The sequence below is a fragment of the Microbacterium oleivorans genome, from assembly GCF_013389665.1.
Classification (GTDB): domain Bacteria; phylum Actinomycetota; class Actinomycetes; order Actinomycetales; family Microbacteriaceae; genus Microbacterium; species Microbacterium oleivorans_C.
Map to the genome: position 1 here is coordinate 2,956,408 of NZ_CP058316.1, position 16,924 is coordinate 2,973,331.

The window sequence follows — 16,924 nt, forward strand, 5'->3', positions numbered from 1 at the left end:
ACCGGCGGCACCCGGTCCGACACTCCGACACATCCGACGTAAGGAAGACATGGCACACGAACTCGAATTCCCCGACAGCTTCCTGTGGGGAGGCGCTATCGCCGCCAACCAGGTGGAGGGCGCATGGCGGGAAGGGGGGAAAGGCCCCAGCGTCTCGGACGTCTTCCTCAGCGGCGCCCACGGTTCGCCCCGGCTCGCATCGTTGGACTTCTCCCTCGACGGCCGCTATCCCTCTCGCGACGCGACGCGCTTCTACGACAACTACGCCGACGACATCGCACTCTTCGCCGAGATGGGCTACAGCGTGCTGCGGCTCTCGATCGCCTGGACCCGGATCTTCCCTCGCGGCGACGAGGAGACACCGAACGAGGCCGGGTTGCAGTTCTACGATCGGGTGTTCGCCGAGCTGCGCAAGCACGGCATCCGACCCATCGTCACGATCTCGCACAACGAGCTGCCGCTCGGCCTCGCGCAGAAGTTCGACGGCTGGGGCGATCGGCGGATGATCGATCGCTACCTCGCGCTGTGCGAAGTCCTCTTCGAGCGATACCGCGACGACGTCACCTATTGGATCCCGTTCAACGAGATCAACAACCTGACGCTGCCGTTGACGGTGTTCATGCACGGCGGGATCATTCCCGAGGGCATGACGTCGTTCGGCGACGGCACCGACGATCGCGACCTGCGTTTCCAGGCGATGCACCACGTGCTCGTCGCGGCGGCCCGTGCCGTCGAGCTCGGCAGGCGCGTCAACCCGGACTTCCGGTTCGGGTCGATGACCTGTCACATCACGCTCTACCCCCTGACGCCGAATCCCGCCGACGTTCTGCTCGCCCAACAGGACGATGCGCTCCGCAACAACTTCTGCGCCGACGTCCAGCTGCAGGGGGAGTATCCCTACTACCAGGTGACGTGGATGCAGCGAGAGGGGATCGTGCTCGACATCACCGACGAGGACCGCCGCGTTCTGCGCGAGAACACGCACGACTTCTACGCCTTCAGCTATTACATGTCGGTGTGCGCGAGTGCGGATGACGAGGTGGCGCAGACTTCCGGAAACATCATGGGAGGCGCACGCAACCCCTATCTCGACGAGTCGGAGTGGGCGTGGCAGATCGACCCCGTCGGCCTCCGGTACACGCTGAACAAGGTGTACGACCGGTACCGTGTGCCGATCATGATCACCGAGAACGGGCTGGGTGCGACCGACGAACTCGTCGACGGTCGGGTCCACGACGACTACCGAATCTCGTACCTCCGCGAGCACATCGCGCAGATGCGGCTCGCCATCGACGACGGTGTGGAGCTCATCGCGTACACGCCCTGGGCTGCCATCGACATCATCAGCGTCTCCACGGGGGAGATGCGAAAGCGGTACGGGTTCGTCTACGTCGATGTCGACGACGACGGGAACGGGACGTACGCCCGCTACCGGAAAGACAGCTTCGACTGGTATCGCCGAGTCATCGAAACACGGGGGCGCGATCTGGGCGTCTCGACCGGCGAGCCGGCTCAGGGGGTCGTGTCGTGAAGCTCTTCGGGTTCTCACGTCGCGCCGGCGACTCGCGCGACGACCACGCGCCTCGCGGCGAGGCGCTGCGCTCGCCTGCGACGGGTGAACTCATCGCGCTCGAGTCCGTGCCCGACGAGATGTTCGCCCAGCGGATGCTCGGCGACGGTTTCGCCGTCGATCCGGCATCCGGGGTGTTCCGTGCCCCGATCGCGGGCGAGCTCGTGGTTCTCGCGTCGACGTTGCACGCCTTCGCCATTCGAGCGGAGTCCGGGCTTGAGGTGCTCGTGCACATCGGCATCGACACCGTCGACCTCGGAGGCGTGGGATTCGCGTCGAGCCGGGCCGTCGGCGAACACGTCGAGGCCGGCGACGAGATCATCCGCTGCGACCTCGCGCTCGTTCGCGACGCCGTGCCGTCGATGGTCACGCCCGTCATCGTGACGAACAGCGAAGCCTTCGCCGTCCGCGACCTCCGCCTCGATGCGGCCGACGGCGACGTCGTCGCCCGCGCGGATCGGCGCCCATGACCGCGAGGCCGCCCTCGGCTCCGCACCCGGTCTCGGTGGTGCGGATCTTCAACAACAACGTTCTCCTGTGCCGAGACGGCCCCGACGAGATCGTCGTCGTCGGCAAAGGACTGGGTTACACCGTGAAGCCCGGTGGTGAGCTGGATGCGTCGGCGCCGGGGCTGAAACGCTTTGTACCCGATCAGCAGTACGCTGCGACGCACGTCGCCGAGATGCTCAGCGACGCGACGATGGAGGAGGCCGACGTCGCCGAGGAGATCGTCCGGATGGCCGAGTCCGAGCTCGGAACCTTGCCGACCCAGCGCGTTCTGCTGCCGCTGCTCGACCACCTGTCGTTCGCGGTCGAACGCGCGAAGGGTGGGATCACCGTCGACTACCCGCTGCAGTGGGAGACCGGACAGGTCTTTCCCCAGGAATCGGCGGTCGGGCGGCGGGCGGTGCAGCTCGTCCGGGATCGACTGGGAGTGAGTCTGCAGGAGGGCGAGTGGTCGGCCTTCGCGCTGCATTTCGTGACGCACCGGTGGGCCGGCGGCGATCTGACCCGTTCGCTTTCCATGACCGGCACGATCAGCCGGGTCTTCCGTGAGATCGAGGAGACGTGGGACACCCGCATCGATCAGACCTCGATGAGCGCGGCCCGCTTCGTCGCGCATCTTCGGTACCTGTGGGCGCGTGTCTCGACGTCGAAGCAGCTCCGGGACTCACCCGTGGACTTCATGGGCGACGTGAACGAGGCATACCCCGAGGCGGCGGCCGCCGCGGTGAGAAGCGCCGCGATCCTCGGTGCCGTGCTGGGCGCCCCGCTGACTCAGGACGAGGTGGCCTACCTCGCGCTGCACACGTCTCGCCTCTACGTCGATGCCACCCAGTGACGGGACCGGCTCGACAGCAGCATCGGTGGGGCGGCGCTCACCGGTGCTGCTGTCGTTCCGGCTCATGTCAGAGCGCCGGTGAGATCCACCTCGCGGGAGTCACGCGTCGCCAGCCAGCTGCGGGTAGACCGCCTCGAGCGGGGCGGACAGGCCGGCCTTGAGTCGCGCCGAGTTCTCGTCTGCGAGGACTTCGTAGCCGCCTGCTTCGAGGGTGTCGAAGGTCTGGGCGACGAGGTCGGCGGGGTCGACCTTGGGGCCTTCGGCGTGGGCGGCCATGGCGGTGTCGACGTAGCCGACGTGGACGCCGACGACCTGCACGCCCGCCGGATGCAGTTCCAGGCGCAGGGAGTTCGTCGCCGACCAGAGGGCAGCCTTCGTGGCCGAGTAGATGCCGGCGACGGCCCACCACGACAGCGCGGAGTGGATGTCGATGATGGCGGTGTCGCCTCCCTTGGCGGAGAGAGTCGGGGCGAAGGCGCGGGACAGGAAGAGGGGTCCGAGGAAGTTGGTCTCGACGTTCTGGCGGATCTCCTCGTCCGTGTGGGTGAGGATGCCCGCGGAGGAGACGGATGCGCCGGCGTTGTTGATCAGGACCGTGACGTCGGGCGCCTGTTCCACGGCGGCACGGATCGAGGCGGGGTCGGTGACGTCGAGGGCGAGGGGGACGATGCGCTCGTCGTCCCATTCGCGGGGGTTGCGGGCGGTGGCGTAGACCTTGGCCGCTCCTCGGGCGAGGGCGTCGCGGACGAAGTGGGTGCCGATGCCGCCGTTCGCGCCGGTGACGAGGACGACGGCGCCGTTGAGGGAAGTCATGGAATGGGTCTCCTGGATGTGTGTTGTTCGGATGGTCGACGCGGTGGCCGGGGATGCGTCGGGTTCGCCTGCCCCGGCCACATCGAGGGTCAGACGCGGGTGAGGGTGGGGTAGTCGGTGTAGCCGTGCGCGCCGCCGGTGTACAGCGTCGCCGGGTCGAGCTCGTTGAACGGCGCGTCCTGCCGCAGGCGTGCGACGACGTCCGGGTTCGCGAGCGCGAAGCGTCCGAGCGGTGCGATGTCCGCGAGACCTGCGTCGATGTCTGCGGCGATGCCGTCGCGGTCGCGACCGTACCGGACGACGAGCACGGCGGTCGGCCACACGTCCCGGAACGACCGCAGCAGCTCGTCGTCGCCGAGGTGGTGCACGTGCAGATAGACCAGGTTCAGCTTCGCGAGCTCACTCACGAGGTGCCGGTACTGAGCACGCACCGCCTCGGTGTCTCCCTCATCGAGCCCGCCGAGCGGGAAGGCGGGGGAGATGCGGATGCCGGTACGGTCCGCGCCGATCTCCTCGGCGACGGCCCGGGCCACCTCGATCACGAACCGGGCCCGGTTCTCGATCGACCCGCCGTACTCGTCGGTGCGCTGGTTCGCGTTGGGAGCCAGGAACTGGTGCAGCAGGTACCCGTTGGCGGCGTGGATCTCCACCCCGTCCGCACCGGCCGCGATCGCGGAGGCGGCGGCGTGGCGGAACTCACCGATCACCTCCTGGATCTCCGCCGCCGACAGCTCGCGAGGGGCGGGGGTCTTCTGGGGGCCTTCCGCTGTGAACATGTCCTGCTCGGCCGAGATCGGCGAGGGCGCCACGGGCTGGCGGTGGTGCGGGGTGTTGTCGGGATGGGAGATGCGTCCCACGTGCATCAGCTGGACGAACAGGTGCCCGCCGTTCTCGTGCACGGCCTCGGCGACCTTCGCCCACCCCGCGACCTGCTCGGGGGTGTAGATGCCGGGGGTGTTCAGGTACCCCTGTCCATCCTCGGAGGGCTGGGTTCCCTCGGTGATCAGCAGCCCCAGCGAGCCACGCTGCGCGTAGTACTCTGCCGCGAGCTCACCGGGTGTGCCATCGGGGTTGGCGCGGTTGCGGGTCATCGGGGCCAGCGCGAGCCGGTGCGGGAGCTCGATGCGCCCGAGGGTGAACGGCTGCCAAAGAGACGTGGACGTCATGACGGGAATTTCCTTCGTAAGAGAGGCGAGTGTCGTCCGGCATCGGTTCACGCCGGTCGACGTGCACCGGAGTGGGAGAATGAGCCGAGACAGATTCGAGCCCAGACGACAGTGACTACACTCATAATTGAGGTGAGTCAGATTCTATTCCATCGGAGGATCCCATGTCAGTGGCGACCGAGTCGCTCGGGCGACGCGCGCGGCAGAAGCAGGACAAGCTCGCACGCATAACCGCGGCGGCGAGCGAGCTGTTCGCGACGCGCGGGGTAGACGAGGTCACGACTCAGCAGATCGCCGAGGCGGCGGACATCGGCACCGGCACGCTGTTCCTGTACGCGAAGACCAAGGGAGAGCTGCTCCTCCTGGTGCAGAACGCTCACTACGTCGATGCTCTGGCGCGCGGCCGCGCCGCCGCCGCACGGGAGGCCACTGCTGTCGATGCGGTGCTCGCGCTGCTGGCTCCGATCGCGGAGTGCAATCGCACACAGGTCGACAACGGGCGCACATATCTTCGGGAGATGGTCTTCGGCGACCCCGCAGAACCGCACCATGCCGAAGCGCTTTCCATCGTCGCGCAGACGGAGCACGCCGTCGCCGCTGTCCTCGTCGAGCGGACGCGTGTCGAGGCGGGGCAGGCGGCGACGCTCGCCCGGGTGATCTCGGGCATCCAATTCCTCGAGCTCGCGGCCAGCGTCAATAGAGATGCGACGGTCCCGGAACTGCTCTCGAGCATCCGCGGCCAGGTCGCGGCGATCCTGCCGGGCTGACTCCGATCATGACGACACACGATGAGGCCTCCCAGCGGTCGCGCACGATCCGCTACCAGGCCCCGGGCAGGGACAAACGGGTGCTGTTCGCCCGTTCGGGGCTCGAGCAACTCCGGGCCGTAGCCGCAGGCGAGGCGCCGGCCCCGCCGATCAGCAGCCACATCGGGCTCGAGATCGTCACCGTCGAGGAGGGCGACGTGGTGATGACGGCGGTTCCGGACGAGTCCCACTACAACCCCATCGGCTCGGTGCACGGCGGGTTCTTCGCCACCGTCCTCGACTCCGCGTGCGGGTGCGCTGTGCATTCCACCCTCCCTGCCGGCGTCGGATACACCAGCCTGGAGATCAAGGTCTCATTCCTGCGTCCGATCACCGCAGACACCGGCCCCGTCACCGCGCACGGATGGGTTACCCGTAAGGGTCGCAGCGCGGTGTTCGCGGAGGCCGACATTCGCGACAGCCAGGGGCGCGTCCTTGCCGTCGCATCCAGCACCTGTCTCGTCGTTCGCCCGGACCCTGCCTCCTGACGCGTCTCGCTGGCTCTCGTCGCGCTCGTCCGTCGGGGCCGGCGCTGACGGACGACGGTCGCACTGACCACGATCTCTTCGCGGCTGCGAATCGACGGATCAGGCGGTGAGGAACTTCGCAACGGCAGGCGCGAACTTCTGCCAGTACTGGAAGATGCCGCCGTGGCCCGAGTCTCGGTAGATGATCAGCTCACTGCCGACGATCCGCCGGTGCAGGTCCTCGGAGAGCACCGAGGGGACCATGCGGTCGTTGTCGCCGTTGGCGATCAGGGTCGGGCTCGTGATCACCGACAGGTCTGAGGGGGTCGAGCGCCCGTACCGTTGGATGGCTTTCAGCTGGCGGCTGAATGACTTGTTGCTGATCGGCTTGTCGCGATCGACGGTGCGCTCCTTGAGGCGTTCGACGAACGCTTTACCGGCCCGCTTGCCCTCAGCGTCGCGGTTGAAGAAGAGGAACTCCTTCGGGTCGGATCGGGTGATCACCGAGCGGAAGATGTCCCAGTAGGTGGTGCCGACGACCTTGTCGATGTCCTTCCCGCCGCGTGGGCCGGTGCCGGTGAGCACGAGCTTGCGGACCAGCTCGGGGTGGGCGACGACGAGGTCTTGGGCGATCATGCCGCCCATCGAGAAGGAGAAGATGTCGACCTTGTCGTAGCCCAAGCCCTTCGTGATGAACCGGTAGGCGTCGGCCGCGGCTTCTTCGAGGGTGTCGGGAACCTGCCCGGAGGAGGCACCGACGCCGAGCTGGTCGAAAGCGATGACGTGGCGGTTCTTCGCGATCTGGTCGATGATGCGCGGGTCCCAGTTGTCCAGGGTCGCGGCGAGATGGACGAAGAAGATCACGGGGATCTCTTCTTTCGGGCCGAGCTCCCGGTAGGCGAAGGTGTCCCCGTCCACGGTGACGGTCTTTGCGGGGGCTTTGGCGTAGGAGGTGATGACGGGTTCGGTGGTGCTCATGAGGGTGCTCCTTGAGGATCTGAGTGTGCTCGGAAAGCGGACTGGCGGATAGGGTTATGCGGGCTGGTCGGCGCCCGTGATGACGGCTTTGCCGCGGATGCTGCTGGTGCCGAGGGAGGCGAGGGCCTGCACGGTCTGGTCGAAGGGGAAGGTCGCGCCCACGACCGGGCGGATGACGCCGGCGTCCACGAGCTCGGCGATCTGGCGCAGCTGGTCGCCGGAGGCGTGCATGAGAAGGAACTCGTACGTCACGCCGAGCTTCCTGGCGAGTGCGCGAGTCTTGCGGCTGAGGACCGTGATGGCCAGGCGCAGCACCGGGTTCAGGCCTGCGGCTTTCGCGAACACGGGGGTGGGCGGCCCGGAGATCCCGACGGCCTTCCCGCCGCGCTTCAAGACCGTGAGCGACGTGGTGAGGTTGTCGCCGCCGAGCGGGTCCAGGACGAAGTCGTAACCGGAGAGCTCGGACTCGAAATCGTGCGTGCGGTAGTCGATCACCACGTCGGCTCCGAGTTCCCGGACGAAGCCGGCGTTTTTGCCCGACACGGTGGTCGCGACGTGCGCACCGAGGTGCTTGGCGAGCTGGATCGCGATCGACCCGACCCCGCCGGCACCGGCGTGGATGAGCACCTTCTGCCCGGGCTGCACGTTTCCCTTCTCGACCAGGGCCTGCCACGCGGTGAGCGCGACCAGCGGGAGGGATGCTGCCTCCACGGTGCTGATCGAGGTCGGGGCCAGGGCGACGTCTGCTTCGTCCACGGCGATGCGTTCGGCGAAGGCGCCGATGCGGTGATCGCGCGGCCGGGCGTACACGCGGTCCCCGGCGGTGAATCGGGTGACTCCCGCGCCGACGCGGATCACGGTGCCTGCGACATCGTGGCCGAGCGTGACGGGGGTCTTGTAGGGCAGGATCGCCCGGAACTCTCCCGCTCGGAGACGTTCGTCGAGGTGGTTCAGTCCCGCGGCTTCGACCCGGATCAGGACGTCGCGGTCGCCGACCGTGGGCTCGGGCACGTCGGCCTCGTGAACGGGCTGTTTGTACTTGTCGAACACGAACGCTCGCATGATGCTCTTTCTTCTCGGGTCTGAAGGGTCGGTCAGCGCTGTAGAAACCCGGTGACGATTCTCGCGACGCTGTCTCGGTTCTGGAACGCGACACCGTGGCCGGCGTCGGCGAATATCCGCACCTGAGCGTGCGGGTACTGGGCGAGGAGCGCGTCGGTGTTGCCTGTCGGCACCATCCGGTCGTGGTCGCCGTGCAAGATCAGCACCGGGCGCGTGAAGGAGGTGACGGGTGGTGTCTGATGGCCCCACCGATTCACGGCGCGCAACTGGGCACGGAACACACCCGGGGTGACGCGTTCGTCCCGGCCGGAACGGCGCAGCTTCAGCCGAGCGTGGTACGTCCTCGCTGCCTCGCGGCCTGCACGCGTGCGGGTGAAGAACAGCAGGGTGGTGGGGTTCGTGAAGGTCGCGATGCCCCGCAGGATCGCCCGCACGGTGACTCCCGTCATCCCGGTCAGGCCGGGCCCGCCCTGCGGGCCGGTGCCCGCGAGGATGACCCGCTCGACCAGGTCCGGGTCCTGGTGCAGGATCTCCTGAGCGACCATGCCACCCATCGACAATCCGAACAGATCCACCCGCGAGAGTCCGAGAGCACGAGTCGCCGCGATGGCATCGGCCGCCGTGTCCTCGAATCGGCGCCGCACCGCGCCGGTGGAAGCCCCCACCCCGCGGTAGCTGAGGAGGATCACCCGCCGCTCCCGCGCGAGCGCGTCGATCAGCTCGGGGTCCCAGCTGTCGAGGTTCGCCCCCAGATGGGTCAACGCGACCAGCGGTACCCCGCCGTGCTGGGAGCCGAGCTCACGGTAGACCACCCCGGCGCCGGCGACCGACGCGGTGCGGGTCGGGGCGTCCACGAAACGCACTGCCCGGTCGCCGGTTCCCTGCTGCGCCTGCGTCATGGCACTCTCGCTTCGTTCGGCCTCGTTCGACGGGCGAGTCGCCGCGTCATAACAGAGTGTACTCAATTATGAGCTCACTCAGTCACAGGCGTCGAGCCGCGTGCGGGCGCGCCTCCCTTCGACGACGGGATCAGCTCCCGGCTGCCGGGACGAGCCGGAGATGGTCGAGCATCAGCTTGTGTCCCGACGAGCTGCTGTTCTTGCCCGTTGTCGTCAGTCTCACGAGATAGCTTCCGGGAGCGGGGAATGCGTAGGTGCCGAACGTTAGATCCTTCTGGGGGATGTTCGTGGTCCAGAAGAAGTCCTGGGGGCTTCCGATGTCGGTGCCATCGACGGACAGCTGGTGGATCCCCGTGCCGCCCGACTTGAAGGCACGTGCCACGACGTCGTACACACCGGCCCGGGGCACATCGAGGCTGAATTCGATGAAGTCGCCGACCGCGTTGTTGTTGACTCCGATCCTCCGCCCGCCGGTCGCGTTCGCATCGTTGTAGAAGGAGACGGAGTCGGTGAGGGAGCTGATGGGCAGCGTCTCGGCCTCGTAGGTGCTCGGCAGCGGGATCGGCGCGGGGTTGGGCTGCTGGACTCCGCCGAGCGAGAGCTTGACGCCGATGTCCTTGCCCTTCGCATTGTTCACGTCGACCTTCAACTCCACGGTCGGCGTGTACTGCAAGACGGTGACCTCGGGGTCTTTCGAGATGAGCCCCGTCGCCGCCACGTCGAGGCTCAGGTAGACGTGCCCGACGTTCTTCTGGGTGGGATCGGCGACGGAGAGTTCGATGCTGTCCGCGGTCTCGCTCACCATGACCGATGCCTTGCTGTCGGAGGTGACACCGCCCGCAGAGGTCGATTCGTCTTTCCAGAAGTTGATCCCGGTGACGTTCAGAGCGTTCTCCCGCACGGCCTGCACGGACGCGGAGTTCTCGAGGATGGTGATGCCGGGCGCAGCTGCATAGGCGGTCACCTGGGCACTCGTCTTGTCGGGTAGCAGGACGTACGAGTATGCCGCGTTACTCGGGTTCGTTCCCTGGTCGACCGCGAGTGAGAGGAAATTGCGGGTGATGGGTGTGGTGTCAGCCCATTCCGATGAGGAATTGAGCTGCTTCCAGTTGCCCACTCGCTGCTCGCGCAGCCCGTTGACCGTCGCGCCACCCGGGAAGTAGTAGCCGATGTCGGATCCGGCGACGCTCCCCGCGAGGTGCACGGTGCTCACTCCGGCCACCGTCTCCGTCCAGCCGAGCGTCGACGGCTTCGCGGAGCCGTCGACGGTCAGCGCGTTGTCGCCCGCGGCGTTCAGCTTGCGGTTCTCGACGATCGTCTCGGTGCCGATGCCGTCGGTGCTCGTGATTCCGGCTCCGAGCGCGACGATCTCGTCGTCGAACATGAACCACGACTTCTTGGCCTCCAGCGAGCGCCCGACCGGGTGCAGATCCATCCCCGTGACCCCGTAGCGGTCGAGGATGCTGGCCCCGCCGACCCAGGATCTGTCGGTTCTGCTGTTCGCGGGCCGAGTCGTGCTCTTCAGCACGGTCGTACCTGGGAGACGGTAGCTGTCGACGGTCGGCCAGAAGTCGTCGTTGAACTGGCTGAGGTCGTTGTTGTAGAGGTAGGTCATCCCGTCGCCGGTGTGCCAGCCCTTGGCGTTCTCGGAGTTGATGGCCTCGTACCCGCCGATCCGGCTGGACGCCATGCTGATGCCGAACCCGAAACCGGGTCTCAGGTGAACGGTGCGATCCATGCCGGTGAACTGTCGGTTCGTCACGAGCTCGGCGCGTGCGGGCACGGAAGCGTCGCCGAGGATCTCCTTCGCGGACACGACGAGGTCCACCGGCACTTTCGAGAGGAACGTCTTGTCCGCATCCGTCGAAAGCCAGGCCTTGACCATACTCGAGAACGCGGAAGCGTCCGCGGCCGGTGCGACGTCGGCGAGCCGGATGATGGATGCCAGCACGGGCACAGCGGCGTCGTCGTCCTGCACGCCGAAACGGCTCACCTCGCGGCCGCGAACCATATCCATCAGATTGCCCTTGTAGATGAAAGGCTCGTAGGCGTCGTAGACCCACGCGAACACGTTCGCGCTGTTCGGGTCCGTCACATCCCACGGGGAGCCGTCGAGCAGGTACATGAGGTCTGCGATGCCGGAGAGGAGGGAGGCGCCGTATCCGCCGTTGTAGGCGTAGTAGTTGTGCTGGACGAACGACCCGTCCGCGTAGAACCCGTCTCCGGCGGTGACGTGGGGGAACAGCGCGCTCAGCCCGTCACGCCCGGCGGCGACGCGCGTGGCGTCCTGCGCGTTGATGCCGGAGATCGCGATGACCTGGCTCTCCCACAGGCGATTGGCGCCGGTCATCGCGACCGTCGGCTGGGCGTACGAGATGGCGGCCATGTAGGTCGACACCTGAGTGCTGGTGAGGTCGTCGTGGATCAGGGCGACGATGTCGTTCAGGGCCAGCGGCGCTCCGATCTGCCAGTGCCACCAGTTCTGGTACATCGTGGCTCCGTCGTAGTAGACGTTGGAGTTCATCCAGTCGAGGGCGGCGATGAGGTCCGTCTTGAGCTGAGCGTTCCCGTGCAGGACGGAGCCGGGAGTCGCGTATGCGAGCGCCATCTCGCGCAGGTGTTGATATGTGCGCGTCGTGCTGGCCGAATCGTTCCCGAAGGGGGAGTCGTCCCAGAGCCGGTTGCGGTCCGGGTTCTTCTTCATCGAGTTCCAGTACTGCTGTCCGGAGGCAGTGATGCCGGTGATGCGTGCCGCGATGTCGACGTCCGACGCGTCGAACGTCGACCCGCCGGCCAGCATGGTGGCGTACTTCTCGCGCAGGGCCTCCATCTCGCCCGCGGTCGCCGCGCCATCGAGCGTGATCGGTGCGGCATCCGCGCGCGCATCGGTCGTGTGCAGTACGAGGGCTCCCGTGATCATCGCGAGCGCGGCGGCGAAGCCGGTCACCCGCCGTATCGAATCGTCGATCATGTCTGTCCTCAATCAGTGGTGGTCGTCTACAGGGAGGTCTCGTCGCTCGCCGCCCGCGCCTTCTGCGCGCAGCGCAGGGTCACGATCTCGAAGGGACGCAGGGTCAGGACGATGTCGCCGGAGTCCGTGAAAACCCGCCCGCCGATGAGCGCCCGCTCCAACAGGTCCACTTCGCGCACGAGCGCCCCGGGTAGGTCGATGCGCAGCGTGGTGGTGCGGCGGCCGCCGGACGCTTCGTACAGGCGGACGATCACGTCGTCGGTGCCGTCCTCGGCGAGCTTCACGGTCTCGATCCGCACGTCCGGCTCGCTCGATCGGACGAGCGGCGCCACGGTACGCGCGCCGCGCACGCGCCGCAGGCCCCGATCCAGACGATGCCCCTCCTCGGCCGCCTCCCGCAGGCCGGCGCCCGGCCGGATGGAGAAAGAGAGCTCATGCGTGCCCCGATCCGCGTCGGGGTCGGGGAACGACGGCGCGCGCAGCACCGAGAGCCCGACGGTCGTGGTCGTTCCGCCGTCGCGGCGCGTGTCGCGCTCGACCGAGTGCCCGTACGTCGAGTCATTCGCGATCGCCACGCCGTAGCCCGGCTCGCCGACGTGGATCCATCGCTGCGCCGCGATCTCGAATCGCGCCGCGTCCCACGAGGTGTTGCCGTGGGTGGGACGTTCGACGTGGCCGAACTGGATCTCGGCGCTCGACCGGTCGGCATGCACGTCGAGGGGTACGTACATCCTGAGGAGGCGATGCCGCTCCTGCCAGTCGACGCGCAGCGCGATGTCGACGGCGCCGCCGCCCGGGCGCAGACTCACGGTCTGCACGATGGTGGACGATCCGGTGGATCGGGTCGCCCGTACCTGCGCCACCCCGTCGACCACGCCGGCGGTGACGTCGTCCGCGTGGCCGAGATCGACCGACCGGGCACGGTAGTGGCGGTCGATGTCCCACGCATCCCACTTGTCGGGGCGATCGGGATGGACCAGAAGGCGGCCGGCGCGCGCCCCCGGCGCGATCGCCTCGCGTCCCGAGGCGTCGCGCAGGGACCGCAGCAGTCCTGCCGCGTCCACCTCGGCCCGCACGACCCCGTCCTCGAGGATCCAGCCACCGTCGTCCGCCGGCCGGAGGGTCGCGGGCGCCGGGGATGCGGAGGCCGGCGCGACGGCGCCCGCGGAGATGCCGTCCAACGGGAGCGGCGCCGAGTTGGCGGTGAGCTCCAGATTCCCCTCGCCGGTCAGGGCGAGGATGCTGGTGCGCACGATCATGTCGAGCTCCTGTTGCAGCCGCGCGTGCTCCGCCTCGGCCTCGCGATGCACCCAGGCGATCGAACTGCCGGGCAGGATGTCGTGGAACTGCAGCAGCAGGGTCCGCTCCCAGGCGCGGCGCAGCGATTCGCGCGGGTAGGGGTGTTCCGCCCGGACGGCGGCGGTCGTCGCCCACAGCTCGGCCTCGTGGAGCATCCGCTCGACCCGACGATTGCCCTGTTTGGTGCGCAGCTGACTCGTGAGGGTTCCTCGGTGAAGCTCGAGGTACATCTCGCCCGACCACACCGGCAGATCGGCGTTCTCGGCCGCCGCTCGTTCGTAGAACTCGCGCGGCGTCCCGAGATCCACGCGCGGTGATCCCTCGAGGTCGGCCTGCCGGTGCGCGGCCGCGATCATCTCGCGGGTGGGGCCGCCGCCGCCGTCGCCCCAGCCGAACGGCGCGAGCGAGACCGTGCCCCTGCCGTGGTCGAGGAACGTGCGTTCGGCGTGCGCCAGTTCGGCGGGGGAGAGCTCCGCGTTGTACGTCTCGATGGGGGGAAAGTGCGTGAAGACGCGGGTGCCGTCGATGCCCTCCCACCAAAAGGAGTGGTGGGGCATGCGATTCGTCTGGTTCCACGAGATCTTCTGGGTCATGAACCAGTCCGATCCCGACAAGCGGACCAGTTGCGGCAGCGCGGCCGAGTAGCCGAAGGTATCGGGCAGCCACACCTCGGTGGTCTCGACGCCGAACTTCTCCAGGAACCAGCGTTTGCCGACGATGAGCTGGCGGGCCGTGGGCTCGCCGCCGGGAAGGTTCGTGTCGGGCTCCACCCACTGTCCGCCGACGAGAACGAACCGCCCCTGGGCGACCTGTTGCCGAATCCGTGCGAAGAGGTCGGGATAGCGTTCCTCGATCCAGGCGAGCTGCTGCGCTGACGAGCAGGCGAAGTGCAGGTCGGGATGCCTTTCGAGCAGGTCCAGGACGTTCGAGAAGGTCCGCGCGCACTTGCGGACGGTCTCGCGTACGGGCCACAGCCAGGCGGAGTCGATGTGGGCGTGCCCGACCGCGACGATGCGGTGCGCGCTCGCCGCAGCCGGGGAGGCCAGCACGGGAGCCAGTAGCCCGCGCGCCCGGTCGATGGATTCGACGAGGTCGTCGGGGTCGATCGCGTCGAGCATTCGATCCAGTGCGCTCCAGATCCGCGCCGCGCGCGGTGTCGCCGGCGGCAGCTGGACGGCGAGGCCGCGGAGGACCTCGATGTCGTGCAGGAGCTCCTCTGCGCGCGCGTCGACGAGGGCAAGCTCGAGACGCTGCAACCGGTACAACGGCGGCGCGGCGGCATCGGACGGTACGCCGAGGGTCGTCGGCTGCCAATGCGACTCAGGTGGGATCGTGGGGTTCGCGGCCAACTCAAGGTACACGTCGATGCTGTCACCGTGCACCGGCAGCCACGCGTTGCGGGGGGAGATGCCCTTGATCACCGTGCCGTCGGGGCGGAAGGCGAGGCCTTCCGCCTGGAATCCGGGCGCGAGACCGGAGAACCCCGGATCCGTGACCAGCTCGACGCGTCGACGCGCATCGCGAGTCCAATCGGCGGGCACCGCGCCGCGCACGTGGAGCCACAGGGTGCTCCACGGGCGTCCCCACCATTGGCCGACCGCGAACGGGGCGAAATCCTGCCCGACCACATCCGTGAACGGCACCGGCTCACCCGGCACGGCCCACGCCTCGATGTCGACCGGGGCGGCGCGAACGACCGCGGCCTTGCGGAGGGTCTCCTCGACGAATCGCTTCAGGCGGTCCTGCACCGACGCGCCGTTCACAGCTCTGCTCCGCCCACGCGGAAGCCGACGGCGAAAAGCGGGTCGACGGTGTCGTTCGGTACGTCCTCGAGCGAGGAGCGCACCGCCTCCATCGAGCGGGGGATCTCGAAGGGCAAGCGCCCGCGCGGTGGGATGCGGCCGGTCAGGGCGGCGACGAGCGCCTCATCGCTGGTTCCATAAGTGCCGACGAGCACGCGCGCGAGCGGTACGAGCGGGGTCAGGATGGCGGGGCGTTCGAGCCCCACGTCCACGATCAACGTCGTGACGGACCCTATGTGCCGCAGCCGTGCCAGCAGTCCGGGACGGAAGTCGAGCGAACCCTGGTGGAAGAGTGACTCGAACAGGAGGTCGTCGCGCGGGTCGAACGGCGCCGGAAGGCGAACGAGGGCGAGATCGGCGTCCTCGGGGCGGCTGACGATCTCGCCGAGCTCCCGCGCCGCCTCGGGCGATCCGCCCTCGACGTAGACCCGACGACGGGCATCGGTGGTGAGGGGGAGGAAGGGGCCGGTCTCGGCGTCGCCGTCGCGGAGCACAGTGACGGATGCGGCCTGCGCGCGGAATCCGGCCTCGCGATGTCCTGCTGAGCCGACGACACGCTCGGCCTCGTCCTCGTCGACGAACGGGTCGTCGAAGAGCCCCAGCCGGAACTTCAACTCGAGCAGGCGCCGCGCCGAGACGTCCAATCGTGCCTCGGGCACATGACCGGAGCGCACCAGGTCGACGAGCAGTTCGACGCACTCCTCGCCGCCGAACTGGTCGCATCCGGCGTCGAGGACCTTGATGATCCGTTCCGCAGGCGAGAGGTGCTCGACACCCCAGGCCTTGGCCGGAAGCACCTGGCCCTGGGCGACGTTGTCGTGGATCAGCTCCCAGTCCGTGACCACGATGCCGTTGAAGCCCAGCCTCTCGCGCAGGAGCTGCGTGACGATCGCCTTGTTGTAGCCGAAGCCGACCTCCTCCACCGGCTCGCCGTCGAGTTCGAGGCCGACCGGCATGCCGTAGTAGGGCATGATGCCGGCGGTGCCGGCGGCGATCGCCGCGCGGAACGGCGCGAGGTGCTCGTCGAACCTGCCCCCGGGGTACACCTGCTCGCGTCCGTACGGGAAGTGGGCGTCCTCGCCGTCCAGCTGAGGTCCGGCTCCCGGGAAATGCTTCGTGACACAGGCGACCGAGTCGCGGCCGAGCTCCGAGCCCTGAAACCCTTCGAGGTAGGCGGCGAGCGCACGGACGGTGCGGTCCCTGTCGGCGCCGAAGGTCTGGAACTGCCTGCCCCAGCGCGGTTCGCTCGCGAGGTCGACCTGCGGGTGCAGCGCCATGCGGATCCCGACCGCGAGGTATTCGCGCCGGGCGATCTCGGCGTGCGCTCGGACGTCCGCGTCGTCGAGGGCCGCGAGCCCCAGCGGTTCGGGCCATTGCGAGAAGCCGCGCGCCGCGAACGACGCCCCCGCGTTCTCGGTGAACGCGTGCCGCGGGTCGGTGCTCAGGGTCAGGGGAATCCCGTGCTCCGTCTGCCTAGCGAGCCGCTGCAAAGCATTCGCCCAGCGCGCCGCCTCGCGTGGAGTGCCGAGACCGTGCACGTTGAAATGGTTCATGTGCTTGTCCAGCACGACCGTGCTCGTGGGCGACTTGCTCAGCGCGCCGGCGGTCTCGACGAGCGTGCCGTTCGGGCCGGACTCGATGACGGTGTGGAACATCAGCCCGGCCTCCTCGGTCACGCTCAGGCGACCGAGCAGGTCGGCCGTCCGTTCGACCGGGAACAGACGGCTGTCTCTATAGGGGGCGGCCACG

The 16,924-nt window shown here is 68.2% G+C and carries 13 protein-coding genes; 5 read left to right on the forward strand and 8 right to left on the reverse strand.

The annotated features are described in order from the left end of the window. Positions 1–49: 49 nt before the first annotated feature. From HW566_RS14060 to HW566_RS14070, 3 genes are read left to right on the forward strand one after another with little or no spacing between them, the layout of a single operon-like run. A complete protein-coding gene (locus HW566_RS14060; protein ID WP_178013881.1) occupies positions 50–1,531 on the forward strand; it encodes a glycoside hydrolase family 1 protein in 1,482 nt (493 codons plus the stop codon). Beyond that, complete coding sequence (locus HW566_RS14065) at positions 1,528–2,040, forward strand: PTS sugar transporter subunit IIA (RefSeq protein ID WP_178013883.1); 513 nt, start codon at positions 1,528–1,530, stop codon at positions 2,038–2,040. Before HW566_RS14060 ends, HW566_RS14065 begins: the two co-directional genes overlap by 4 nt. Further along, positions 2,037–2,912 carry a PRD domain-containing protein gene (locus HW566_RS14070; protein WP_178013885.1) on the forward strand — a complete coding sequence of 292 codons (876 nt, stop codon included), beginning with the start codon at positions 2,037–2,039 and terminating at the stop codon, positions 2,910–2,912. The genes HW566_RS14065 and HW566_RS14070 overlap by 4 nt, the downstream gene beginning before the upstream one ends. A gap of 99 nt (positions 2,913–3,011) precedes the next feature. Here HW566_RS14070 and HW566_RS14075 read toward each other — a convergent pair whose 3' ends face one another. Further along, positions 3,012–3,725, reverse strand: a complete 714-nt coding sequence (locus HW566_RS14075; RefSeq protein WP_178013887.1) for an SDR family oxidoreductase — start codon at positions 3,723–3,725, stop codon at positions 3,012–3,014. A gap of 89 nt (positions 3,726–3,814) precedes the next feature. Beyond that, positions 3,815–4,891, reverse strand: a complete 1,077-nt coding sequence (locus tag HW566_RS14080; protein WP_178013889.1) for an alkene reductase — start codon at positions 4,889–4,891, stop codon at positions 3,815–3,817. Between the two features lie 164 nt (positions 4,892–5,055). On the opposite strand from HW566_RS14080, the gene HW566_RS14085 reads away from it, so the two are divergent. Together HW566_RS14085 and HW566_RS14090 are read left to right on the forward strand one after the other, a co-directional pair. Then, positions 5,056–5,658 (forward strand): TetR/AcrR family transcriptional regulator, encoded by a 603-nt coding sequence (locus tag HW566_RS14085; RefSeq protein WP_178013891.1) that lies wholly within the window; start codon positions 5,056–5,058, stop codon positions 5,656–5,658. An 80-nt stretch (positions 5,659–5,738) separates the two neighbouring features. After that, complete coding sequence (locus HW566_RS14090) at positions 5,739–6,185, forward strand: PaaI family thioesterase (protein WP_256728737.1); 447 nt, start codon at positions 5,739–5,741, stop codon at positions 6,183–6,185. 99 nt (positions 6,186–6,284) lie between these two features. Here the strand turns inward: HW566_RS14090 and HW566_RS14095 are convergent, their stop codons facing one another. The 6 genes from HW566_RS14095 to HW566_RS14120 all read right to left on the reverse strand — a co-directional run bounded on the left by HW566_RS14095 (position 6,285) and on the right by HW566_RS14120 (position 16,923). After that, entirely contained in the window at positions 6,285–7,142 is an 858-nt protein-coding gene (locus tag HW566_RS14095; protein WP_178013894.1) for an alpha/beta fold hydrolase, read from the reverse strand. Positions 7,143–7,196: 54 nt separating this feature from the next. Continuing rightward, positions 7,197–8,204, reverse strand: coding sequence for an NADP-dependent oxidoreductase (locus HW566_RS14100; protein ID WP_178013896.1), 1,008 nt, complete (start codon positions 8,202–8,204; stop codon positions 7,197–7,199). A gap of 32 nt (positions 8,205–8,236) precedes the next feature. Continuing rightward, positions 8,237–9,103, reverse strand: coding sequence for an alpha/beta fold hydrolase (locus tag HW566_RS14105; protein WP_178013898.1), 867 nt, complete (start codon positions 9,101–9,103; stop codon positions 8,237–8,239). Positions 9,104–9,233: 130 nt separating this feature from the next. After that, complete coding sequence (locus tag HW566_RS14110; protein WP_178013900.1) at positions 9,234–12,074, reverse strand: polysaccharide lyase family 8 super-sandwich domain-containing protein; 2,841 nt, start codon at positions 12,072–12,074, stop codon at positions 9,234–9,236. Between the two features lie 26 nt (positions 12,075–12,100). Further along, positions 12,101–15,136 carry an alpha-mannosidase gene (locus HW566_RS14115; protein ID WP_178013902.1) on the reverse strand — a complete coding sequence of 1,012 codons (3,036 nt, stop codon included), beginning with the start codon at positions 15,134–15,136 and terminating at the stop codon, positions 12,101–12,103. Continuing rightward, positions 15,133–16,923, reverse strand: a complete 1,791-nt coding sequence (locus HW566_RS14120; protein ID WP_256728738.1) for a glycoside hydrolase family 3 protein — start codon at positions 16,921–16,923, stop codon at positions 15,133–15,135. Before HW566_RS14120 ends, HW566_RS14115 begins: the two co-directional genes overlap by 4 nt. Between the last annotated feature and the right edge of the window lies 1 nt (position 16,924).

Coding starts and splice junctions, on each gene's coding strand:
- HW566_RS14060 (WP_178013881.1), top strand. CDS start 50: ATGGCACACGAACTCGAATTCCCCGACAGCTTCCTGTGGGGAGGCGCT.
- HW566_RS14070 (WP_178013885.1), top strand. CDS start 2,037: ATGACCGCGAGGCCGCCCTCGGCTCCGCACCCGGTCTCGGTGGTGCGG.
- HW566_RS14075 (WP_178013887.1), bottom strand. CDS start 3,725: ATGACTTCCCTCAACGGCGCCGTCGTCCTCGTCACCGGCGCGAACGGC.
- HW566_RS14080 (WP_178013889.1), bottom strand. CDS start 4,891: ATGACGTCCACGTCTCTTTGGCAGCCGTTCACCCTCGGGCGCATCGAG.
- HW566_RS14085 (WP_178013891.1), top strand. CDS start 5,056: ATGTCAGTGGCGACCGAGTCGCTCGGGCGACGCGCGCGGCAGAAGCAG.
- HW566_RS14095 (WP_178013894.1), bottom strand. CDS start 7,142: ATGAGCACCACCGAACCCGTCATCACCTCCTACGCCAAAGCCCCCGCA.
- HW566_RS14100 (WP_178013896.1), bottom strand. CDS start 8,204: ATGCGAGCGTTCGTGTTCGACAAGTACAAACAGCCCGTTCACGAGGCC.
- HW566_RS14105 (WP_178013898.1), bottom strand. CDS start 9,103: ATGACGCAGGCGCAGCAGGGAACCGGCGACCGGGCAGTGCGTTTCGTG.
- HW566_RS14110 (WP_178013900.1), bottom strand. CDS start 12,074: ATGATCGACGATTCGATACGGCGGGTGACCGGCTTCGCCGCCGCGCTC.